General features: G+C 65.8%; 15 protein-coding genes. 6 read left to right on the top strand and 9 right to left on the bottom strand.

What is annotated here, in order from left to right:
• Positions 1-2: 2 nt before the first annotated feature.
• Positions 3-1,526 carry an MFS transporter gene (locus ACN2C7_RS08310; RefSeq protein WP_419321042.1) on the bottom strand — a complete coding sequence of 508 codons (1,524 nt, stop codon included), beginning with the start codon at positions 1,524-1,526 and terminating at the stop codon, positions 3-5.
• A 464-nt stretch (positions 1,527-1,990) separates the two neighbouring features.
• A complete protein-coding gene (locus ACN2C7_RS08305; protein WP_419321040.1) occupies positions 1,991-4,033 on the bottom strand; it encodes a glycoside hydrolase family 97 protein in 2,043 nt (680 codons plus the stop codon).
• 113 nt (positions 4,034-4,146) lie between these two features.
• Here ACN2C7_RS08305 and ACN2C7_RS08300 point away from each other — a divergent pair, with 113 nt between their 5' ends.
• On the top strand, positions 4,147-5,160 hold the full coding sequence (locus ACN2C7_RS08300; RefSeq protein WP_419321039.1) for a LacI family DNA-binding transcriptional regulator: 1,014 nt from the start codon (positions 4,147-4,149) through the stop codon (positions 5,158-5,160).
• A gap of 169 nt (positions 5,161-5,329) precedes the next feature.
• On the opposite strand, the gene ACN2C7_RS08295 is transcribed toward ACN2C7_RS08300, so the two are convergent.
• Positions 5,330-6,973, bottom strand: coding sequence for an alpha-glucosidase (locus ACN2C7_RS08295; protein WP_419321436.1), 1,644 nt, complete (start codon positions 6,971-6,973; stop codon positions 5,330-5,332).
• Entirely contained in the window at positions 6,949-8,763 is a 1,815-nt protein-coding gene (locus tag ACN2C7_RS08290) for an alpha-amylase family glycosyl hydrolase (protein WP_419321038.1), read from the bottom strand. Before ACN2C7_RS08290 ends, ACN2C7_RS08295 begins: the two co-directional genes overlap by 25 nt.
• Before the next feature lie 312 nt (positions 8,764-9,075).
• Here ACN2C7_RS08290 and ACN2C7_RS08285 point away from each other — a divergent pair, with 312 nt between their 5' ends.
• The 3 genes from ACN2C7_RS08285 to ACN2C7_RS08275 all read left to right on the top strand — a co-directional run bounded on the left by ACN2C7_RS08285 (position 9,076) and on the right by ACN2C7_RS08275 (position 14,715).
• Positions 9,076-11,844 (top strand): TonB-dependent receptor, encoded by a 2,769-nt coding sequence (locus tag ACN2C7_RS08285; RefSeq protein ID WP_419321037.1) that lies wholly within the window; start codon positions 9,076-9,078, stop codon positions 11,842-11,844.
• A 96-nt stretch (positions 11,845-11,940) separates the two neighbouring features.
• Positions 11,941-13,458 (top strand): tryptophan halogenase family protein, encoded by a 1,518-nt coding sequence (locus ACN2C7_RS08280; protein WP_419321036.1) that lies wholly within the window; start codon positions 11,941-11,943, stop codon positions 13,456-13,458.
• Positions 13,459-13,599: 141 nt separating this feature from the next.
• Positions 13,600-14,715, top strand: a complete 1,116-nt coding sequence (locus tag ACN2C7_RS08275) for a hypothetical protein (protein ID WP_419321034.1) — start codon at positions 13,600-13,602, stop codon at positions 14,713-14,715.
• Positions 14,716-14,722: 7 nt separating this feature from the next.
• Here ACN2C7_RS08275 and ACN2C7_RS08270 read toward each other — a convergent pair whose 3' ends face one another.
• The 3 genes from ACN2C7_RS08270 to ACN2C7_RS08260 all read right to left on the bottom strand — a co-directional run bounded on the left by ACN2C7_RS08270 (position 14,723) and on the right by ACN2C7_RS08260 (position 18,729).
• Positions 14,723-17,107 carry an arylsulfatase gene (locus ACN2C7_RS08270; protein ID WP_419321033.1) on the bottom strand — a complete coding sequence of 795 codons (2,385 nt, stop codon included), beginning with the start codon at positions 17,105-17,107 and terminating at the stop codon, positions 14,723-14,725.
• Positions 17,108-17,123: 16 nt separating this feature from the next.
• Complete coding sequence (locus ACN2C7_RS08265) at positions 17,124-17,453, bottom strand: hypothetical protein (protein WP_419321032.1); 330 nt, start codon at positions 17,451-17,453, stop codon at positions 17,124-17,126.
• 121 nt (positions 17,454-17,574) lie between these two features.
• A complete protein-coding gene (locus ACN2C7_RS08260; RefSeq protein WP_419321031.1) occupies positions 17,575-18,729 on the bottom strand; it encodes a glutathione S-transferase family protein in 1,155 nt (384 codons plus the stop codon).
• A gap of 95 nt (positions 18,730-18,824) precedes the next feature.
• On the opposite strand from ACN2C7_RS08260, the gene ACN2C7_RS08255 reads away from it, so the two are divergent.
• On the top strand, positions 18,825-19,478 hold the full coding sequence (locus ACN2C7_RS08255; RefSeq protein ID WP_419321030.1) for a 2-hydroxychromene-2-carboxylate isomerase: 654 nt from the start codon (positions 18,825-18,827) through the stop codon (positions 19,476-19,478).
• On the opposite strand, the gene ACN2C7_RS08250 is transcribed toward ACN2C7_RS08255, so the two are convergent.
• Positions 19,435-19,848: a hypothetical protein gene (locus tag ACN2C7_RS08250; RefSeq protein WP_419321029.1), complete on the bottom strand. Its 414-nt coding sequence runs from the start codon at positions 19,846-19,848 to the stop codon at positions 19,435-19,437. The two genes, ACN2C7_RS08255 and ACN2C7_RS08250, sit on opposite strands and share 44 nt — an antisense overlap.
• A 121-nt stretch (positions 19,849-19,969) precedes the next feature.
• Here ACN2C7_RS08250 and ACN2C7_RS08245 point away from each other — a divergent pair, with 121 nt between their 5' ends.
• Complete coding sequence (locus ACN2C7_RS08245) at positions 19,970-21,637, top strand: sulfatase-like hydrolase/transferase (RefSeq protein WP_419321028.1); 1,668 nt, start codon at positions 19,970-19,972, stop codon at positions 21,635-21,637.
• Positions 21,638-21,804: 167 nt separating this feature from the next.
• Here the strand turns inward: ACN2C7_RS08245 and ACN2C7_RS08240 are convergent, their stop codons facing one another.
• The gene (locus ACN2C7_RS08240) at positions 21,805-22,710 is read right to left on the bottom strand and encodes a haloalkane dehalogenase (protein ID WP_419321027.1); all 906 of its coding nucleotides are present in this window, start codon (positions 22,708-22,710) and stop codon (positions 21,805-21,807) included.
• Positions 22,711-22,804 lie beyond the last annotated feature (94 nt).

Raw genomic sequence — 22,804 nt, 5'->3', positions numbered from 1 at the left:
GGCTAGGCGCGCGCGGGCGCCTCATCAGGATCGGTTACGGCAAACACGGCGATGGCGGCGATGGCGAAAGACGCCGCACCCAAGACCAGAGCGTAAATCGCCTGGCCGCCGAAGAAGGTCTTGAGCAGCAGGCCCAGCACGGTGGCGGCCAGCAGCTGCGGGATGACGATGAAGAAATTGAAGATGCCCATATAGACGCCCATCTTCCGGGCCGGCAGGGCTCCGGCCAGGATCGAATAGGGCGCCGACAGGATCGAGCTCCAGGCAAAGCCGACGCCGACCATCGAGATCCACAGCAGGCCAGGCTCCCTGATCAGCGGGATCGACAGCAGGCCCGCCGCGCCAAGGGTCAGGCAGACGGCATGGCTGACGCGGCGATTGGTCAGCCGAACCATGGTCGGGATCAACAGGGCCGCCAGGGCGGCGACGCCGTTATAGACGGCGAACAGCACACCAACCCAGTCAGCGCCTTCATTATAGGCCTTGGAGGTCGCGTCGACGGCGTGGAAGTGCCAGGCCGACACGGCGGGCGTGGTGTAGATCCACATGGCGAACAGGCCAAACCACGAGAAGAACTGCACCACGGCCAGCTGGCGCATGGTGGTGGGCATCAGAAAGGTGTCCTCCAGCACTTCGGAGAAGCCGTTTTCGGTCCGCCCCATCCGCTTGAGGCGCGCGCCGACCACGCCCGCAACGCCGAACGCGGCCAGCAGGCCCGCCAGGACGTAGAGTTCCTTTTCCAGTCGCAGGGACCAGACCAGCGCCGCCAGGGCCAGGCCGCCCAGCAGGCCACCAAAGCCCAGCAGCCCATAGGCGTTGATCGACGGATCCGAGCGCTTGAGCTCGGCGGCGGCGTCCTGCAGCCGGTCGGCGCGGTCAGCCCGCTCGAAGGCGGCCAGTTGCTCGGGGCTGTATTCCTTGGTCGTGAACACCGTCCACATCACCGCCAACAGCAGGCCTGCGCCGCCGGCATAGAAGGCGATCCGCACCGCGTCGGGGATCTGGCCGGCCGGCGCGGTGTTGGCGACGTTGAACCAGTTGGTCAGCATCCACGGCAGGGCCGAGGCCAGCACCGCACCCAGGCCGATGAAGAAGCTCTGCATCGCGTAGCCGGTCGAGCGCTGCTCTTCGGGCAGGTTGTCGCCGACGAAGGCCCGGAACGGCTCCATGGTGATGTTGATCGAGGCGTCCATGATCCACAGCGCCGAGGCCGCGATCCACAGTGTCGGCGAGTTGGGCATGACGAAGAGCGCGGCCGTCGTCAGGATGGCGCCCCAGAAGAAATAGGGTCGCCGGCGCCCCAGCCGGCCCCAGGTCTTGTCGCTGAAATAACCGATGATCGGCTGGACCAGCAGGCCGGTGGCCGGCGCGGCGATCCACAGGATCGCAAGGTCGTTCACATCGACGCCCAGGGTCTGGAAGATGCGGCTGGTATTGGCGTTCTGCAGGCCAAAGCCGATCTGGATCCCGAAGAATCCAAAGCACATGTTCCAGATCTGGAAGAAACTCAGCTTGGCCTTGGTCATTCGCTTCCCCGCCCGCCCATCGATTCGTGCCGATGATGCGCAAGTTTTTTCATAACATCTCGCGACTGGCATTTGCGCACGTCGGGTAGCGCCGTGCAATCCGGATTTCCCTTATCGCAAGGGATTCCAGCGGCAATTCCAGGGCTCTTCACGTCTGACCCGGCTAGACCTACCTGGATCTCGCGCGCTCAGGCGCCCTGAAGCGCCTCTAGGTTTGCACGAATTTTGCAAGAATTTGCAGAGCCGCTTCCGGCGCGGACCGGATGCGGAGACGTTGATTCAAGAACGCACCTCAACGCGCTGCTCTCAAACAGTCGTCATCCCGGGACCGGTTCCCAGGACCCAGTCGTCAGCCGCATGGGCGGAGCCTGAAAACGCTCTCACGATGAAGCTGAACCATGGGCCCCGGGAACAAGTCCCGGGGTGACGAGGTGTTTCGAAGCCGGCAGCGCCGCGCCCTGCTCCTATTGCCGCGGCTTGCCCTTGCTGGCCGCCATGAACCGGATCGCCTGGCCACCGCCGGGCGCGAGGCGCAGGGTCAGGACGTCGGTGCTGGTGACCTCGCGTTCCTCGATGACCATGTCCTGAGGCGCAGTCTTCCAGTCGGCCTTGTCGCCGTCGCGATAGATCTGGGCCTTGTAGCGGCGGCCAGGCTCCAGGAAGCCCAGCGACGCGGTCAGCACCCGGCCCTCCTCGTCGCTGATCGCCCCCAGATACCAGTCGTCGCTCTTGCGGTCCTTGCGGGCGATCGTGACGAAGTCGCCGATCTCGCCGTTCAGCACCAGGGTTTCGGACCAGTCGGTGGGCACATCCTCGATGAACTTGAACGGCCCCGGGTTGGCCTCGTAGTTCTCCAGCAGGTCGGCCGCCATCTGGATGGGGCTGTAGATCGTGACATACAGCGCCAGCTGCTTGGCCCAGGTGGTGGCCACGCCGTCGGGGGCCTTGGTCTTCATGCCGAAGATCCCAGGCGTATAGTCCATGGGTCCGGCCAGCATGCGGGTGAAGATCAGGTTGGCCTCGTGCTCGGGCGGATTGCCCGGCTGGCCCCAGGCGCTGAACTCCATGCCCCGCGCCCCTTCGCGCGAGATCCAGTTGGGCCAGGTGCGGCGCAGGCCGGTGTCCTTGATCGGCTCGTGGGCGTTGATGGCGATCTGGCGTTCGGCGGCCTCGGTGACGACCTTCAGGTGGTGACGCGCCATGTCCTGGCCCTCGTGCCAGGCGAAATGAACCTTGCCGTCCAGGCCCATCACCTTGGCCTGACCCGCATCGGCGACGTAGCCGGTCTTCACCGCCGTGACGCCCAGTTTTTTGTAGAGGTCGAACCCGGCCTCCATCTGGCTCTCATAGTGCGCCGCATTGGCCGAGGTCTCGTGGTGGCCGATCAGCACCACGCCCTTTTCGCGAGCATGGTCGGTGACGCGCTTGATGTCGAAATCGGGATAGGGCTGGGTGAAGCTGAAGTCCTGGCCATTGCCGAACCAGTCGCCATCCCAGCCGACATTCCAGCCCTCGACCAGCACGCCGCCCAGGCCATGTTTGGCCGCAAAATCGATGTGCTTGATGGCGTTTTCCGTGGTCGCGCCGTGCTTGGGACCGGACGCCCAGGTCTTCTTGTCCAGGTGCATCTCCCACCAGACGCCGACATATTTCATCGGCTTGATCCAAGAGACATCGCCCAGCCTGTTGGGCTCGTTGAGGTTCAGGATCAGGTTGGAGGTCACCAGCCCGCCGGCCGTGTCGGCGATCTGCATCGTCCGCCAGGGCGTCGGGAACGGCGCGGCGCGCTCCACCTTGGCGCCGCCGATGCCCGGCGTCAGGTTGGCCTTGAAGCGCCGTCCCTCGACCCGCGTCAGGTTCATGCCCGAATAGTCGACCAGCGCCGCCTCGTGAAAGGCGATGTGCAGGCCGTTGTCCGTGCGCACCGTCATCGGAGTCTGGGCGTCGCCCACCTCTTCGGCGCGGGTGCGATTGTAGAGATATTCCTCGCGGTTCCATTCGAAGGCGGGGATCCACCAGACCGTCGCCGGTTCGGCCAGGCTGAACTCGGTCAGCTCCTCGCCGATCTTCACCGTCTTGAGGTTGGTCTGGTCCGGAAACTCGTAGCGGAAGCCGACGCCGTCGTCATAGACGCGGAACACGACGTCAAAGCGACGCTGCAGGCCATTCTTCTCGGCCAGGGTGACCCGCAGCTCATTGTAGTGATTGCGGATAAAGCGGCGCTCGCCCCAGGGCTGCTCCCAGGTCTGGTCAAAGCTTTTGGTCGCCTCGCCGGCCAGCGCCAGATTGCGTTCCAGCTTGGGGGCGTCGACCAGGATGAAGCCCAGGCGCGACGGTGCGATCACCGGCTTGCCCAGACGCGAAACCGCATAGCTGGGCCGACCGTCGCCGTCGGTGGTCACCTCGACCGACAGCACCTTGTCGGGCGAAGCGATCCGGGCCGAGGTCGCCGCCAGGGATGGCGCGGCGACCAGCAGGAAAGCCGCCAGGGCTAGGCGAAACAGCATGCGGAAACTCCACGAAAGTCGACGGCGCCTGGACTTGCCAAGCTTCCCTGCCGACGCCTAAACAGGCTTATGAAAACTTTTGCGGCAAATTTTGCAGTCGGCGAGAACCCCGCATGAGCAAGGGCGTCACCCGTCTGGAAGACCTGGCCAAGATGGCCGGCGTCTCGATCTCGACCGCCTCGCGGGCGCTGAACGACAGTCCCGCCGTCAACAAGCGCACCAAGCAGGCGATCTGGAAGCTGGCGCGCGAGATGGACTATCCGTTCCGCCGCTACATGCCCGCCGGCCCGATCGGCGCCGAGGCGACGATCGCCATCGTCGTGCCCCGTCCGCAGGGCCGCGACAGCGGCATGTCCGACCCGTTCTTCCTGGAACTGCTGGCCGGTGTCGGCGAGGCGGCCAGCGAGCGCGGCTGCGACGTGCTGCTCAGCCATATCGCGCCGGCCAATTTCGAGGACCTGTCGGTCGCCATGACCACCAGCCGGGCCGAAGGCGTGATCTTCCTGGGCCAGAGCTCGCTGCATGCGGCCTTCAACCGCCTGGCCGAGACCGAGGGCCGTTTCGTGGTCTGGGGCGCGCAGCTGCCCGACCAGAACTATTGCTCGGTCGGCTCCGACAACCCGATGGGCGGCCGCCGGGCGACGCTCCACCTGGCGCGGCTGGGCCGCAAGCGCATCGTCTTCCTGGGCGACACCGAGGCCCCGGAAGCCATGCAGCGCCATCGCGGCTATCTGGACGCGCTGGAGCACCAGAAGCTGAAGATCGATCCCGACCTGATCGTGCCCGCCCACTTCGAGGTCGAGTCCGCCGAGGCGGCCATCGACTCCCTGATCCATCGCGGCGTGGCGTTCGACGGCGTGGTCGCGGCCTCCGACCTGATCGCCCTGGGCGCCATCCGCGCCCTGAAACATGCCGGCCTGTCGGTGCCCGGCGATGTCTCGGTGGTGGGTTTCGACAACGTACCCTTCGCCCGCTACAGCAGCCCCGCGCTCAGCACCATCGCCCAGGACACGGCCAAGGCCGGCCGGCTGATGGTCTCCAAGCTGCTGGACGCCAGCGGCGAAAAGGCCAGCCGGTCGGAACGGGTGCCCACGGATCTGATCATCCGGGAAAGCTGCGGGGGGTGACTCTTCAAATTCTCCGCTCTCCCCGGCGAAGGCCGGGGCCCAGATCGAACCCGCAGATGTCGTCGATTTGAGCTTAGGCGGAAGGCGGGTCATCCCCAAATGCTCGGGCTGAATCTGGGCCCCGGCCTTCGCCGGGGAGAGCGGATGTTGAGAGTCACCAGACAGAACCCTAGACCCGCTGCGCCATCAGCCCGCCGCAAGCCGGCACAACGCCGTCCTCGGTCAGATTGACGCTCTCGACCACAGCCCAGCCACCCGGCAGCGACCAGGCGACGGGCTCATGGCTCAGGTTGAACACGCAGAGCAAGGCGTCGCTCCCCTCCCCGCGCTCGAAGATCAGCAGGGGGGTATTGGTCTCGACGAAACTCACCCCGCCCGTCCGCAGCGCGCGATAGGCGCGACGCAGCGCGATCAGCCGGCGGGCCACATGCAGGGTCGAGGCAGGATCGGCTTCCTGCGCGTCGACGGCCAGCGGCAGATGGACCGGATCGACGGGCAGCCATGGCTCGACGGCCGAGAACCCGGCATTGGGCGCGGTCGAAACCCACGGCATCGGCGTGCGGGCCCCGTCGCGACCCAGGGTCTGGGGCCAGTTGGTGATGGCTTCGGGATCCTGCAGACGCTCGAACGGCACGTGGGCCTGGGGCAGGCCCAGTTCCTCGCCCTGATAGACAAAGACATTGCCGCGCAGCGCCACCAGCAGCAGCAGCGCCATTTCCGCGAACGCTTTGCGGTCGCGGCCCTCGGCCCAGCGCGACACCGCGCGGGGCGCGTCGTGATTGGAGAAGGTCCAGGAAGGCCAGCCCTCGCCGTCCCCGCCCATCCACATCGCCGCGCCTTCGCGCACCATCTCGGCGGTCAGGCGGTCGGCATAGAGATACAGGAAGCCATAGGCGCTGTTGAGACGATCCTCGCCGGCCGTGAACAGCTTCATCTCGCGATCGGCGTGGTCGCCGCCCACCTCCGCCACCGAGAACCGGCCGCCGTGGGCGTCGGTCAGGGCCCGCAGGCGGCTGAGGAACGCCGGGATGTCGGCGTGGCTCTGGTTGTGGATCTTGTCCTGGAAATCAAACGGCCGGGTGCGCTTGCCGCCGGGTGGCAGGGGCGGATTGTCGGTCAGGTCCGGATCGTGCATCGAGAAATTGATGGCGTCGAAACGGAAGCCTTCAACGCCACGGTCGATCCAGAACTTGGCGCTGGCCAGCAGGGCGTCCTGCACCGCCGGCGCATGCACGTTGAGCTGCGGCTGCGAGGCCAGGAAGTTGTGCATGTAGTACTGGCCGCGCCGGGCGTCCCAGGTCCAGGCCGGGCCGCCGAACACCGACTGCCAGTTGCTGGGCGGCGAGCCGTCGGGCTTGGCGTCGGCCCAGACATACCAGTCAGCATACGGATTGGTGCGGTCCTGGCGACTGGCCTCGAACCAGGCATGCTCATCGGAGGTGTGCGAGAACACCTGGTCGATGATGACCTTCAGGCCCAGGCCATGGGCCTTTTCGATCAGTCGGTCGAAATCGGCCAGGGTGCCGAAGATCGGGTCCACGTCCAGATAGTCTGAAACGTCGTAGCCGAAGTCCTTCATCGGCGACTTGAAGAACGGCGACAGCCAGATGGCGTCGACGCCCAGCGAGGCGATGTGCTCCAGGCGCGCCGTGATGCCCGGCAGGTCGCCGACGCCGTCGCCGTTCGAGTCGGCGAAGCTGCGCGGATAGACCTGATAGATCACCGCACCGCGCCACCATTCGGCGTCCATGGCGGACTCCACAGCCGGACGTGAAAGAACCTTGAGCGTCACTGTAGCCCCTTGGAAACGCAGATCATGTAGTCCAGCGGGCCGACCTCGACCCGATAGCTGCCGGGCGCGCTGGCGGCCCCGGCGCAGGCGCCTCGCACGGACCGCCAGACCCGCGAGGTCGTTTCGACCTCGACCTGGGCGGCGATCGGCGTGGAGCCTGTATTGTAGACAACAAGGTATTCGCCCGGCTCGCCAAGCCGCGAGAAGGCCAGGATACCGGGTTTGTCGCTCTGGGCCCGCAACACCTGACGACCCGAGCGCAGGACGGCATGACCGCTGCGAATCTTGGCCATGTCGGCGATGCGGCGATAGAGCAGCCCGTCGGTGCGGTAGCTGTCTGCCGCCGCCTTGGCCGTGTTCCCGACCAGGCGGTTGTCGTTGTAGCTGGCCACCTGGCTGGCGAACATGTCCTCACGGGAGTCGGCATAGCCGCCGTCGCCCGTGAAGCCCTGCTCATCGCCATAGTAGAGGGTCGGCACACCGCGCGAGAACATCATCAGGGCGTGGCCCAGGGTCACGCGGTCCAGCAGTTCGGTGTCGGAAATTCCCGGATTGGCCTGCAGAACGAAGTGGCCAAAACGGCCCATGTCGTGATTGCCCAGGAAGGTGGGCAGTTGCAGCGCGGTCGCCTCGCCGCCCTCATAGACCGCGTCGCTGGCGAACACTCGGGCCAGCCGATCCGTGCCGGCCTTGCGCGCGACAATCTCGGTGACCGTGGACTGGAAGGCAAAATCCAGCACCGCCGGGAAGCCGTCGACCCGGGTGTGGCGGGCCAGGGTGGCGACATCGCTGTCAAACACCTCTCCGAAGATATGAAAGTTCTCGATGCCCCTGGCCTTGGCCCGCGCCCGCATGGCCGGGATGAAGGCCCGCCAGAACGCGGGAGCCACATGGCGCGCGGTGTCGATCCGGTAGCCGTCGATGCCGAAGTCGTCGATCCACTGGCCATAGATGTCGATGAAACCCTGCACAACGCGCGGGTTCTCGGTGAACAGGTCATCCAGCCCGGCGAAGTCGCCGTCCAGCGAGCTCTCGCCGGCAAAGGTGCTGTCGCCGCGATTATGATAATAGGTCAGGTCGTTCAGCCAGGCGGGCGTCTTTACGGTCGCCTCGCCGGTCGGGACATAGGGGCTGTAGGCGTAGTCGGGCCGGGTCAGCCTGGCAAAATCGCGACCGTCGAAGCCCTCGTTGATGGCTGCGCCCGCCAGCCCGCCGCGCCGGGCGTAGGGATAGTCGGCCTTGCCGCGATAGCCGCAGTCATTGGCCGGGCACTCGCGGTACTGGATCACGTCGGCAGTGTGGTTGGCGATGATGTCCATATAGACCTTCATCCCGCGCGCATGGGCGGCGTCGACAAAGGCCTTGAACTGCGCCCGCGTGCCAAAATGCGGGTCCACATCGGTGAAGTCGGTAATCCAGTAACCGTGGTGAGCCGCCGATTCGCGGCCTGGCGATCCCTGCACCGGCTTGTTGCGGAAGATCGGCGCCAGCCACACGGCCGTCGCGCCCAGGCCCTGGATGTAGTCGAGGCGCTGGGTCAGGCCCTGCAGGTCGCCGCCATGATAGAAGTCCGCCCGCGCCGGATCAAAGCCGGTAACCAGCGGACTGCCGGTCAGACCGCCACGATCATTGACCGCATCGCCATTGGCGAACCGGTCGGGCAGGACAAAATAGATCACCTCATCGGAGGCCTTGCGCTGCAGATAGGCGGCAGACTCGGGCGCGGCGCCGGCCACGCCGGCGCCCCCTGTCATCGCCATGCCGGCCGCCATGGCCGCCAGCCGTTGTCGCCAGGACCCCCAGGCCGACATCGTTTCCCCCTAACCGCGCGGCCGAGCCGTTATTGGCCCTGACCACTGCAATAATTTGCATAAATTTGCAGCCGCCTCGCCTGACTGTCAATCGCAACAACGTCATTGCCTTGCGGATAAAGGGCCCACCAGCTCCGGATAAGAGGCAAATTTACATCACCCATGGTCAGAAACAGCCCCGCCCGGCTTGCGCCCCGACAAGGTTTGCGTTTTTTTGGGTTGATTACACCACGTTAATTTGCAGTAATTTGCGACAACGGCTCCGACCGCAGCGTCAGAAACGCGCAGAGCCGATACAGGGAGGGTGAGACTATGAACTCAAGAACTCAGCACAACCGCGCGCGTCTGATGGGCGGCGCAGCGACCAGCTTGGCGCTCTTGTTCGCCTCGGCCGGCATGGCGCAGGCCCAGGAAACCACCACCAAGACCGCCGAGGATACGGCCGTCGAGGCGATCGTGGTCACCGGCATTCGCGCCAGTATCGAAAACGCCATCGCGCTCAAGAAGACCTCGACCTCGATCGTCGAAGCCATCTCGGCCGAAGACATCGGCAAGCTGCCGGACAACTCCATCGCCGAATCCCTGGCCCGCCTGCCCGGCCTGACCGCGCAGCGCCTCGATGGCCGCGCCCAGGTCATCTCGATCCGCGGCCTTGGCCCCGACTTCACGTCCACGCTGCTGAACGGCCGCGAGCAGGTCTCGACCGGCGACAACCGCGGCGTCGAGTTCGACCAGTATCCGTCGGAAATCCTCTCGGGCGTCCTGGTCTACAAGACGCCGGACGCGTCGCTGATCGGTCAGGGCCTGTCGGGCACCGCCGACCTGCAGACCATCCGCCCCCTGAAGTACGGCAAGCGCATCCTCTCGGCGAACGCACGCTACGAGATGAACAGCGAAGACAAGCTGAACCCGGACGCCAAGGACACCGGCCACCGCTTCAGCGCCACCTATGTCAACCAGTTCGCCAATGACACCGTCGGCGTCGCCCTGGCCGTTTCTGACATCTCGACCCCGACCCAGAGCCGTCGCTTCAACGCCTGGGGTTATCCGACCATCAACGCGGCCAATGATCGCGTGATCGGCGGGGCCAAGCCCTACAACCAGTCCAACAACCTCAAGCGCACCGGCGTCATCGGCGTTCTGGAATACAAGCCCAACGACAAGCTGAGCACGTCGCTGGACCTGTACTATTCTGAATTCGCCGAAAAGCAGATCCTTCGCGGCATCGAACTGCCCCTGCAATGGTCGTCTGCTTCGCTGCAGCCCACCCGCACCACCGAAGCCGGCCTGATCACCCAAGGCGCCTTCGCGGGCGTCAAGGGCGTGATGCGCAACGACCTCAACACCCGGGACACGACCCTCAAGTCAGCCGGCTGGAACGTCAACTACCAGACCGACAACGGCTGGGGTCTGGTCGCCGACCTGAGCTACTCCTCGGCCGACCGCACCGACGTGATCTTCGAATCCTATTCGGGGACTGGTCCCAATGGCGTCGGCGCGACCGACACCCTGGGCTTCACGACCACCCCGGGCGGCGGCACGGTGTTCCGCTCCACGCTGGACTACACCAACGCCAACCTATTCGTGCTGACCGACCCGCAAGGTTGGGGCGGCGGCGCCGCCGGCGGCGCGCTGACCCAGGCGGGCTTCTACAACACCCCGTCCATCACCGACGAACTGTCGGCCGCGCGCTTCTCGGCCAAGCATGACCTGGCCTGGGGCCCGATCGCCAATGTCGAGGTTGGCTTCAACGCCAGCCGTCGCGAGAAGGAAAAGGAAGTCCATGAAAGCTTCCTGACCTTCGGCGGCCGCATCGCCCAGGGCGCTCCGCTCAGCCGCGCCATTCCGGCCGCCGCGATCGTCGGCGTCGCCAAGCTGGACATGATCGGCATCTCGGGCATGCTCGCCTATGATCCGACCTACCTGCTGAAGAACGGCGTCTACACCCTGATCGCCGACCAAAACCCGGCCGTGCAGACCCGCAACTGGTCGGTTCGCGAAGACGTCCAGGTGGCCTACGCCAAGTTCGGCATCGACACCCAGGCCGGCGAGATCCCGGTTCGCGGCAATGTCGGCCTGCAGGTGGTTCGCACCGATCAGTTCTCGAAGGGCGTGGCGGTCAATCCGAACGATACGGCCAACCCGACCGTGACCGACGACGGCGACACCTACACCTACGCCCTGCCCAGCCTGAACCTGACCTTCGACATGGGCAACGAGCTCTATGTCCGCGTCGGCGCGGCCCGCACCCTGGCCCGCGCCCGGATGGACGAACTGCGCGCCAGCCAGTCGTTCAACCAGAACATCGTGCGCCTGACCTCGACCGATCCGAACACCTCGTACTTCAGCGCCAACGGCGGCAACCCGAAGCTGCGGCCCTATATCGCCGACGGCGTCGATGTGTCGGTCGAAAAGTACTTCGGTCGCTCGGGCTACATCTCGGCGGCGGTCTACCACAAGGAGCTGTCGAACTTCGTCAACTCCAGCTCGTCGAGCCTGAAGGACTTCTCGGACTACCTGTTCCTGCTGAGCCCGGCTCAGAAGGCTGCGCTGGGCACGACCCAGGGCCTGGTTTCCGGTCCGGACAACGGCGAGGGTGGTTACATCCGCGGCATCGAACTTTCGGCCTCGGTCCAGGGCGATATGCTGTGGCAGCCGCTGAAGAACTTCGGTCTGATCGTCAGCGGCTCGTTCACCGACAGCGAAGTCTCGCTTGAGAAGAACCAGGATCCGATCACTATCCCGGGCCTGTCCAAGAAGGTCGTCAACACGACGTTCTACTATGAAAACAACGGCTTCAACGCACGGGTCAGCAACCGCTATCGCGGCAAGTTCCTGGGTGAAGTCGCCGGCCTGAGCGCCGCGCGGATCTTCCGCACGGTGGAAGCGGAATCGGTGCTCGACGCCCAGATCGGCTACGAGTTCCGCGACGGCCCCCTGAACGGCATGGCCCTGCTGCTGCAGGCCAACAACATCACCAACGAGCCCTTCAAGACCTACGACAACAACGATCCGCGCCAGACCATCGACTATCAAGAGTATGGCTCGACCTACATGATCGGCGTTTCCTACCGCTACTAGGCGGTCCACTATCCCCAACTACAGCCCCCGCCAGAGCGATCTGGCGGGGGCTTTTTTATGAGAGACCCCATCAGGGGCGAACCGGGCGGAACAGTGATGACGGACGGCGGGCTGAAGTCCCTGACCATTGTCGGCGGCGGAACCGCCGGCTGGATGAGCGCCGCCATGCTTTCGCGCGCCCTGGGACCGACGGTGGCGATCACCGTGGTCGAGTCCGACGAGATCGGCACGGTGGGCGTCGGCGAAGCCACCATCCCGGCGATCAAGCTGCTGAACAGCTTTCTGGGCCTGGACGAGAACGACTTCCTCGCGGCCACCAACGGCACGATCAAACTGGGTATCGAATTCGTCGACTGGCACACGGTCGGCCAATCCTATCTGCACGCCTTCGGACCGGTCGGTCGGCCGCTGGGCATGGCGTCCTTCCATCACTACTGGATGCGCCGTCGCCTGGCGGGTCGCGACGAGAGTCTCTGGGACTATTCGCTGAACGCCCTGGCCGCGCGCGCCGGCAAGTTCGATCGGCTGCAGACGGCGGGCGGGGGCTATCTGGAGGGCTTGGTCCACGCCTATCACTTCGACGCGGCGCTCTACGCCCAGTACCTGCGCCGCTACAGCGAAGCGCAAGGCGTGCGCCGCGTCGAGGGCCGCATCGTCGGCGTCGACCAACATCCGCAGACCGGCTTCGTCACCGGCCTGACCCTGCAGGACGGCCGCACGGTCGGGGGCGAGTTCTTCATCGACTGCTCGGGCTTTCGCGGTCTGCTGATCGAGGAGACGCTGCACACCGGCTATGACGACTGGCGCGGCTGGCTGCCGATGGACAGCGCCATTGCCGTGCCCTGCGCATCGGCAACGCCCCTGACACCCTTCACCCGGTCCACCGCGCGCGACGCCGGCTGGCAGTGGCGCATTCCGTTGCAACACCGCACCGGCAACGGCCACGTGTTTTGCAGCGACTACATCAGCGCCGCCGAAGCGACCGAGGTGCTGATGCGCAACCTCGACGGCGCGCCCCTGGCCGAGCCGCGCCAGCTGAAATTCACGACCGGCAAGCGCAAGCGGTTCTGGAACAAGAACGTCGTGGCCATGGGCCTGGCCAGCGGCTTCATGGAGCCCCTGGAATCGACCAGCATCCATCTGGTGCAATCGGCTCTGGGGCGCCTGATCGCCCTGTTCCCGAACGGCGACTTCAACGCCGTTGAGATCGACGAATACAACCGGCAGACCGCGCTGGAATACGAGTACATCCGCGACTTCCTGATCCTGCACTACAAGGCCACCAGCCGCGAGGACACGCCGTTCTGGCGGGCCTGCAAGGCCATGGACATCCCTGACACCCTCAAGGCCCGCATGGCGCTGTTCGCCCAGTCGGGACGGCTGTTCAGTCAGGACGAAGACCTCTTCAAGGAGGCCAGCTGGATCCAGGTGCTGATCGGTCAGGGCGTGGTCCCTGCCGCGACCCATCCGCTGACCCGGGTCGTCACCGACGCCCAGCTGGACGAGTACATGGCCAATATTCGCCAGATCATGAGCCGCGCGATCGAGGGGCTGCCCAGCCATGCCGACTTCATCGCGCGCCATTGCGCGACAGGCTCCCGTCCCGCCGCCTGACCCTTGCCTTTCCTCAGCCCTCCTGAAGCCTCCGCCGGACCTGCCCGGCGGGGGCTCTTTTTTGATGCGGACGGCACAAGGCGGAGCAAGGGCCCATTAAGGTTGTCGAGGCATTCTCCATCGCGATTCTGGAGAGCTCCGATGGTTACGACGTCCAAGCCCTTGAAGGCGCTGCTCGCGATGACCGGCGCCGCCGTCCTGCTCAGCGCCTGCGCCAGCGCCGAAGACGTCGCGGCCCTGCGCCAGCCGGCCATGCCGCCGGTCGCCATCGCCAAGGCCGCCCAGCACAAGCCTTTCTTCCGCAATGTCTCGCTGCAGGCGGTCGAGGGCGCGCCGGAGTTTCGCTGGTTCGACGGTGGCGCAATCATCACCACCCGCCCCACCCGCGTGCAGGTAGTCGACAACCTTTCCCTCCATCTGGATCGCGCCGACATGCTGGCCCGCAGCCGGCTGGACAGCGAATACATGCTGTATGTGCGGTTCGACGAGCTGCGCGGCCCCAGCATCTGGCTGGGAGCCGACAAGCTGGCCTCGGCCCGCGTGACCTTCCGCCTGGTGCGCTGGCGCACGGGTGAACTGGTCAAGGAATCCACCGTCGAGACCAGCTATCGGGCCGCCTGGACAGGCTTTACGCCCGAAATGACCCGCGCCGCCCTGGGCGGTCCGCTGCTGGCCTCGAAGGACGCCGTGCTGGCCCCGGTCGGCGGCGCGCTCAGGGGCGTGGCCCTGGGCTACTATGTGAACCAGAACCTGGTCGTCTCGATCGCCGACGCGCCCTATGCCGGCCTGGTCGGCGCGGCGGAAGCCTCGCGGATCGGCGGCCCCGGCCACGCTCCGGCAGGCTTCGCCGCGGCCTTCGCCACGGCCGCCGCCGTGGGCAGCGCCAGCGGCCGCTTCACCGACCTGGAAGCCATGCTGGCGGGCGGCGTGATCACCGCCGCCGGCGCGGCCGCCGGTCCAACCCCGATCGCCCGCCCGGTTTCGGCCGATGGCGAGGTGACCACCGCCTTCGCCGGTCGCGCCCGTCGTCTGGCCGCCACGCGCGGCCTGATGGACCTGGCCTTCGACCAGTTCATGGCTGAACTCAGCGAGGACGGCTCGGTCAACTACAAGACCGCCGTGTCGTGCGCCGCTCTGAATGGCCTAAGCCGCAAGGGTCCCTACCTGCGCGAGAACGCCAGCAGCTATGCGGTCGACTGCCCCGGCTCGTCCTACAACGAGAGCAAGACCCAGCAGGTCTATCCCTCGCGGTTCTAAGCCTGGATCAGACCCTGATGCTCATCGCCTTCATGAACCGCATGATCTCCAGCGGCTTCATGGCGGCGGTGTCCACGTCGATCAGCACGCGCTGGATCTGCCCCTTGAAGGGGTTTGGCCCCTCATAGGCGCGCGAGACCCGATTGCCGTGGTCAGCCCCAACGCAGAAGCCGTCATAGCCTGGCGCGAACAGCACCCGGTCGAACTTGCGTTCAGCCACCTTGCGGCCATTCACAAACAGCGCGCCGCGCCCCTCGAACGGGCGTGAGGTCATGGTCTGCTGGTACTTCACCTTGACGTTGCCGCGCGGCAGGCGCGTCGGCGAGGCGATGATCTCGCTCCAGGGCACAAGGCTGGTCTCATAGATCAGCCGGCCCTTGTCGACATACAGCACATAGCCGGCGGGCATCGAGCCATGGGCGATCAGCACACCGTCCTCGTCCCCATTGGGGCGTGACAGCTCCAGCTCGATGGAGTGGCTCAGGCCGCAGACGATGGGCGACACATCCGTCGGGATCGGGTCGATCGGCGGCCGGATGTCCCAACGCTTGCGCAGCTTGGCGGCGCGTGTCTGGACCAGCTTCAGCAGCAGTGGCCGATCGTCCAGCGGCAGGACGTCGTGGTCGGCGGCGGCCTTGTTCCACTTGTCCTTCAGGCGCGCGACGACGTCGGCATGATCGGCCGAGACGTCGCGCAGCTCGTTGGGATCCACAGCGGTGTTGTAGAGCCCCCAGTGGTCGTCCTCGAACGGCTTGCCCCGCTGGTGCTGGGCCACCAGCCGCCAGTCACCTTCCTGGAAGGCGCGATAGCCGCCCAGCTCGTAATACTGGTCGGTTCGCGTCGCCGCCTTGGGCGAGGCGAAGGTGGGGGCGACACTGGCCCCTTCCAGCGGCTTTTGCGGTTCGCCGCGATAGAGCTCGGGCTGCTTGACGCCGCACGCCTCCAGCAGGGTCGGATACAGATCGACCACGTGCACGAACTGCTTTCGCACTCCGCCCTTCTCGTCCACGCCCTTGGGCCAGGAGACGATCAGCGGATCAGCGACGCCGCCCAGGGCGGTGTTCTGCTTGTAGAGCCGATAGGGCGTGCCTGAGGCATTGGTCCAGCCGATCGGATAGTGCGGGAAGGTGCCGTCCTCGCCCATGGTGTCGTACAGGGCCAGGGCCTCGGCTTCCGAGGCCGGACGTCCGAACGCCGGGCCAAACAGGTTGGGGGAGCCGGTCTCGGTGCCCTCGGCCGAGGCGCCGTTGTCGGAGAACACCACCACCAGGGTGTTTTCGCGAACACCCATGGCGTCCAGCTCGGCCATGACCGTGCCGATGGCCCGGTCGACGCCGGTGACCATGCCGCCATAGACTTCCATGTAGCGGGCATAGAGCCGCTTCTGGTCTGCGGTGAGCTCGGCCCAGGGCTTGGCGCCGGGCGAGAGGGGCGGCAGCTGCGTCTCGGCGGGCATCAGGCCCAGGGCCTTCTGGCGGTCGAGGCGCTGCCTGCGGATCTCGTCCCAGCCGGCCTCGAACTTGCCCTTGTAGAGATCACGGTCGGCGGCCTTGGCCTGCAGCGGCGAGTGGGCCGCGCCGAAGGCCAGCTGCATGAAGAACGGCTTGTCCGGGGCCATCAGCTGCTGGGTGCGCAGATAGGTTACGGCGCGCTGGGCCAGATCATCGGAGAGGTAATAGCCCTCTCCGCCCGCCTCGACCTGCGCCGTGCCCTCATAGAGCGCGCCGGGATGGAAGTGGTCGCTGGAGTGGCCCTGATACCAGTAGGCCCGCTCGAAGCCCCGCTGGGTCGGCCAGTTGTGGAAAGGGCCGGTCGGACCGGAGTGGTCGGCATTGTTGACGTGCCACTTGCCCAGCAGGAAGGTCGACCAGCCGGCCTCGACCAGCACCTCGGCCAGGGTGGCGTTCTGGCGGGTCAGGTCGCCGCGATAGCCGGGATAGCCGCTGTCGATATCGGCCAGCCAGCCCATGCCGGCCGAGTGGTGGTTCAACCCCGTCAGCAGCGCCGCGCGCGTGCACGAGCACATGGCCGTGGTGCGGAAGTTGGTATAGCGAAGTCCCTTGCCGGCCAGGGCGTCCAGGGCCGGGGTCTGCAGCTCGCCGCCATAGCAGCCCAGGTCGGCGAACCCGACATCGTCGAGGATGATCACCACCACATTGGGCGCGCCGGCGGGGGCCTTGGCCTCTTCGGCATGGGCCGGCCGGGAGTCCTTGAACGACAGGCCGATCTTCGCCGCCTTGCCCTTGCCGACGGCCTTGGGCGTGACGATGCCACTGGTCGCCGACTTGATAGCCGCGCCGCCCGCCACGACCGCTCCGGTTCCGACCACGCCCAGCCCTGCGCCCAGCAGTAGCGAGCGACGGTCTATCTTGGGCTTGTTGTCGTCAGTCATGCCCTGTCTCCGAGGCTCAGGCTTGGGGCTTGGTCAGGCTGCGATAGCCGAGGACCATGATCACGAGCAGGACCGCTTCCACGACGATCGGCTGGAGCAAGGGCGGCGAAAAGCCGGTCAGGGCCAGAGACAGCAGCCGCCCGCTGAGAGCGATGCCGAGCAGCGTGATCGGCACCAGCAGCAGGTCGCCACGATTACGGACCGCCGCCAGCAGGGTAAAGACGCCTGCTGCGCCGAAGAAGCCTCCCAGATCGGCGCGCATCGACGCCAGACCCAGGGCGCCGATCGGCTCAAGACCTAGCTTGGCGCCCAGCTCCGCCGGCCGGATCCAGAAGGCTACAGCCATAAGCAAAGCCAAAAGGCCCGCAACGCCAACCAGGCCTCGTGTCAGTTTTTGCATAGGTCCGCCCTGTCCGAATTATTGTGGCAATATAACTGCCACTTTATTGGCATGGCAAGAGGCGTCGCTATCGGGGGCCTTCCAAAGGCTCACCCCAGACCTCCACATGCCCCTGCCGCTCCACCCTGCGCTGGGTTTTCAGGGTCAGCAGGGACGACAATCCTGTGGCCTGCAGCAGGGCCTGAATCTCCGCCTCTCCGGGTCCGCCCGCCGCATCCTGGACTTTTTGCAGCAGGAACAGTCGGTAAGGCATGACCGCCACCTCAATAGGCGTGCCGCGCCAATCAAAACCGACCTTCCCCAGGACCCGGTCGCCGGGACGGGCAAGCCCATTGGTCCCGGCCTCGAGATCCGGCCGCGCCTCCAGCCATTGACGGGCGAAGCCGACCTGGGCGCTGATATCAGGCAGATAGTCCTCGGCGACGAACCGCAGGAGATCGATCAGGCTTTGCGGCACGCCGTCATCGGCAAAGAGTTGGGGCGGCGGGCTGCCATAGTCGCCGGAGTCGAGATCGGGCGCATTCATGCGCTCGACCCAGCGCCAGACCCGGTAGGCGCGGCGTTTCATCAAATCGGCAGGATAGGTGTCCCGCGCCAGATGCGCATAGAGCGGGCCAATCAGGCCATAGTCGCCAATCGTCGGCCTGCCGCCGAGCAGATAGGGCGAATGCTCCAGGTGCGCCTCGAACAGGTCGAGAAACTGCTCATAGGCCGCCTCGACCGCCGGAATGGAGGCCTCCCCGACGCCGAATGACGCCATGGCCGCGCGCATGCGCCGACTGGCATTGGCATAGACCGCCTCACCATCTTCGCGGGTCGCTCCAGGCGCCAGGGTCGCAATGAAGTCGCGCTGAAGGAAAGGCTGGTTGATGTCGTCGAAGTTCCAGCGGTAGTGCATGGCCGGCCGCAGCAGGCCCTCACCACCGAACAGTTCGAAGATCTGGCCGATCACGCGGTGGCGTGGCGTATCGGGAAAGGTTTCCCAGCGCCCCTCGCCCTGCGCTTCAAGGGTCTGGATGATGTTCGAGCCGTCCTGGATCAGGGAGCCGTCAGAGCCCTCGAGGACCGGCATGATCCAGCGGCCGATCTGGGGGACGATCTCGGCCCGGAACCTCGCCTCGCCGACGGAACGGTTCTCGAAATCAAGGCCCTGCTTGATCAGATAGGACCGCGCCTTGGCCGTATAGAGCGACCCCGGCGTGCCATGGAGCTTGTAAATCACTTGCGCCTCCCCTGCAGGAACGGTGGACCGCGCCCTTTTTGCCGATATAATCGCACTAACAGTGCCACTATTTCAAGATGGCGGGAGTTGAGACCATGACCTTGGCCTATGACCTCTACTGGTCCTTCCGCTCGCCCTATTCGTACATGATCACCCACCGCCTGACCGCGCTGGAGCGCGAGTTCGACGTGGTCGGCAACATCCGTCCGGTCTATCCGCTGGCTGTCCGCACGCCGGAATTCTTCGAGACCCGCGATCCGCTGTGGTTCAGCTATTTCATGCAGGACATCCACCGCGAGGCGGCCTTCCTGGGCCTGCCGTTCCGCTGGCCGATCCCGGACCCGGTGAAGATGGACTACGCCACCCGCACCTATCCCAAGGAGCAGCCGCACATTCATCGCCTGACCCACATGGGCGTCGCGGCGGCGCAGTTGGGGCGCGGCCTGCCCTTCCTGACCGAGGTCAGCCGAGTGATCTGGAGCGGCGAGGTCGACAACTGGCATGAGGGTGACCACATCGCCCGCGCCGCCGAGCGTGCCGGCCTGGACGCCGCCGCCCTGATGCGAACCGTCGATACGGAGGCTGAGCGTCTGGCCGCCATCGTCGAGGAAAGCCAGGTCGCCCAGCGCTCGGCGGGCCATTACGGGGTGCCGATGATCGCCTTTAACGGCGAGGCCTTCTTCGGTCAGGACCGCTTCGATCAGTTCAAGTGGCGGCTGGACCAGCAGGGCCTGACGGCGCGCGCCTGATCGCGATCAGCAGGGCCAGGACCTGCAGCACCAGCAAGACCAGATTGAACGGCTGGCCGGGCACGGACACAGGCAGGGGCCGCCACAGATACAGGTTGGCGACCGCCAGAAGGGTGTCGAAGGTTTGCATGGCCAGGAACAGGGCCAGCAGATCGCGGCGTCGCGCCACGACATAGAGTTCGAACACACCCTTGGCCATCTGGGCCAGGCCCAGGGTGGCGAACAGCGACAGGATGGTCTCGCGACTGGTCGACAGGTCCAGGCCGGCTATCGATGCCGCACCGCCATCGACTGAAAAGGCGTGAATCGCGCCGCGTCCCAGATTGATCAGGCCCATAAGGCCCAGCACCACCAACGGTATCCAGCGCATCAGATCACTCTCGGGCAAGGGTTGGAAAGACCACGCGATCACATCTTTCGGCACGCGCAATGTCAATATACACTCCCGGCCAACGACGACCGAAAAGTCAGGCGATCTAAGGGGAGCCGGAATGCGAATTCTGAAGTGGACAGGGATTGTTCTGGCGGTTCTGGCCGCCGTTCTGGCCGGCGCGTGGCTCGGCCGCGACTTCTTGATCTACCATATTGGGCGGTTGATGGTCCCCAAGGGGACCGAGAACAAGCCCATCGCCTGGCAGGAAGGCCCCGCTCAGCCTGCCGTACCGGCCGATCAGCGGCCTCCCAACGTCATCTTCATCCTGGCTGACGACCTGGGCTACAACGACGTCAGCCTGAACGGCGGCGGGGTCGGCGGCGTGGTCAAGACGCCCAATATCGATTCCATCGCCCAGCAGGGCGTGGACCTGACCAACGGCTATGCCGGCAACGCCACCTGCTCGCCCTCGCGCGCGGCGATGATGACCGGCCGCTATCCCACCCGCTTTGGCTTCGAGTTCACCCCGACCCCGGTCGGCTTCTCGCGTCTGGTCGGCAGCTTCCGGACGCCCGGCGCCCTGCACCCGCCGCACTTCAATCGCGAACAGGCCGGCGAGATGCCGCCGATGGACGAACTGGCGGTGCCGGCCTCGGAAACGACCATCGCCGAAGTGCTCAAGACCCGGGGCTATCACACGGTGCATCTGGGCAAGTGGCACCTGGGCGGCTCAAAGGGCTCGCGCCCCGAGGACCAGGGCTTCGACGAAAGCCTGGGCTTCATCGCGGGCGCCTCGATGTTCCTGCCCGAGACGGATCCGGGCGTGGAGAACTCCAAGCAGAGCTTCGACCCGATCGACAAGTTCCTGTGGGCCAACCTGCCCTATACCGTGCAGTACAACGGCCAGCCGATGATGAAGGCCAAGGGCTTCATGACCGACTATCTGTCGGACGAGGCCATCAAGAGCATCAAGGCCAACCGGAACCAGCCGTTCTTCATGTACCTGGCCTACAACGCGCCGCACACGCCGCTGCAGGCGCCCAAGGCAGACTATGACGCCCTGCCCCAGATCAAGGACCACCGCCAGCGGGTCTATGGCGCCATGATCCGCAACCTGGACCGCAATGTCGGCCGGGTGCTGCAGACGCTGAAGGACCAGGGTCTGGATGACAACACGCTGGTGGTCTTCACCAGCGACAATGGCGGCGCGCACTATGTGGGCCTGCCGCAGATCAACAGCCCCTATCGCGGCTGGAAAGCCACCTTCTTCGAGGGCGGCATCCGGGTGCCCTACTATATGCGCTGGCCCAAGGCCCTGCCGGCGGGGGCCAAGTTCGCCAGCCCGGTTGGCCATATCGACATGTTCGCCACCGCCGCAGGGGCGGCGGGCGCGGCTGTGCCGACGGATCGTCCCATCGACGGGGTCAACCTGATCCCCCACCTGACGGGGAAGAATCCTGCCCGGCCGCATGAGGCGCTGTTCTGGCGCTCCGGCGACTATCGCATGGTGCGCGCGGGCGACTGGAAGCTGCAGGTGCTGACCCTGCCCGAGGGCAAGGGCGAGAAGCTCTGGTTGTTCGACCTGGCCGCCGATCCGACCGAGCAAAAGAACCTTGCCTTGGCCAATGCAGCCAAGGTGGCGGAACTGAAGGCCCTGCTGGCAAACCGCGACAAGGGCAACATCAAGCCGACCTGGCCATCGCTGCTGCGCGGCGCCATCACCATCGACCATCCGCTCGACGTTAAAGACAAGCCGACGGAGGAGTTCATCTACTGGAACAACTAGACCCCCGGCCGGGGTCAAAGAAAAAGCCCCGCCCTTCTCGGAAGGGCGGGGCTTTTTTGTCTGCCTGAAAGAGCCGATGAGGCCGCCCCCTAAGGGGCGAGGCCGTCCTTGGTCCGACGGTTCAACGGGCCGGCCAGTCCAGCGTCCTGACCTGCATGAGGGTCTCCTCAGGCCTGGGCGCGACGGACCAGCCCGTCGAGCAGTTCGGTGAGGGCTTCGGGGCAATCCTCCTGCAGGAAATGGCCGCCGGAGACGATCACATGAGGCTGGCCGGCCGCGCCGGGCACCTTGGCCTGGAAGATGGCTTCTCCGCCCTTGGTCACGGCGTCGCCATCGCTGAAGGCGGTCAGGAACGGCTTGTTGAAGGCTTCGAGCACGTCCCAGGCGGCCTTGTTCTGGGCGACGGAGCCATGCTCGGGCGTCACCGGCACCAGTGTCGGAAACTGGCGGGCGCCTTCCTTGAAGGTCTCGTCCGGGAACGGCGCGTCATAGGCGGCGATCTCGGCTTGGGAGAGTTCGCGACCCGTGCCCATATTGACGATCAGGCCGATCGGCATGACCGGCGTGTTTTGGCTGAACTCCAGCCAGGCCTTGAAGCCCTCGCTCATGCCCGTGCCGACCGGCAGGCCGGTATTGCCCACGCACACGGCGGCGAAGCGCTCCGGAAACGCCGCCACCAAACGCAGGCCGATCAGGCCGCCCCAGTCCTGGCAGAACAGGGTGACGCCCTTCAGATCGATCTGCGTGAGCCAGGCGCTCATCCAGGCCACGTGGCGCTCATAGGTATAGTCGGCGCGGGCCGCCGGCTTGTCGGAACGCCCAAAGCCGATCAGGTCGGGGGCCACCACGCGATAGCCGCGCTCGGTCAGGCCGGCGATCATCTTGCGGTACAGATAGGCCCAGGACGGCTCGCCATGCATCAGCAGCACGACAGGCGCATCGCGGGGGCCTTCGTCCACATAGTGCAGACGCAGGGCCGTGCCATCAGCGTCGGTGATCGTCATATAGTGCGGCGCGAACGGCCAGTCGGCCAGGGCCTCGAACCGGTCGTCCGGCGTCCTCAGAACCTGCATTCCCACTCCTCCAGTTGACTCGCCGCCCGATCGTGCGACATATATTGACAATAGGCGTGTCACTACATTGAGGCGGGGTCAAGCCCGTCCGAAC

Origin of the sequence: Caulobacter sp. ErkDOM-E (genome assembly GCF_048541895.1) — a bacterium.
GTDB lineage: Bacteria > Pseudomonadota > Alphaproteobacteria > Caulobacterales > Caulobacteraceae > Caulobacter.
The sequence above is the reverse complement of the archived record's forward strand: the minus strand, read 5'-3'. Positions and strand labels throughout refer to the sequence as shown.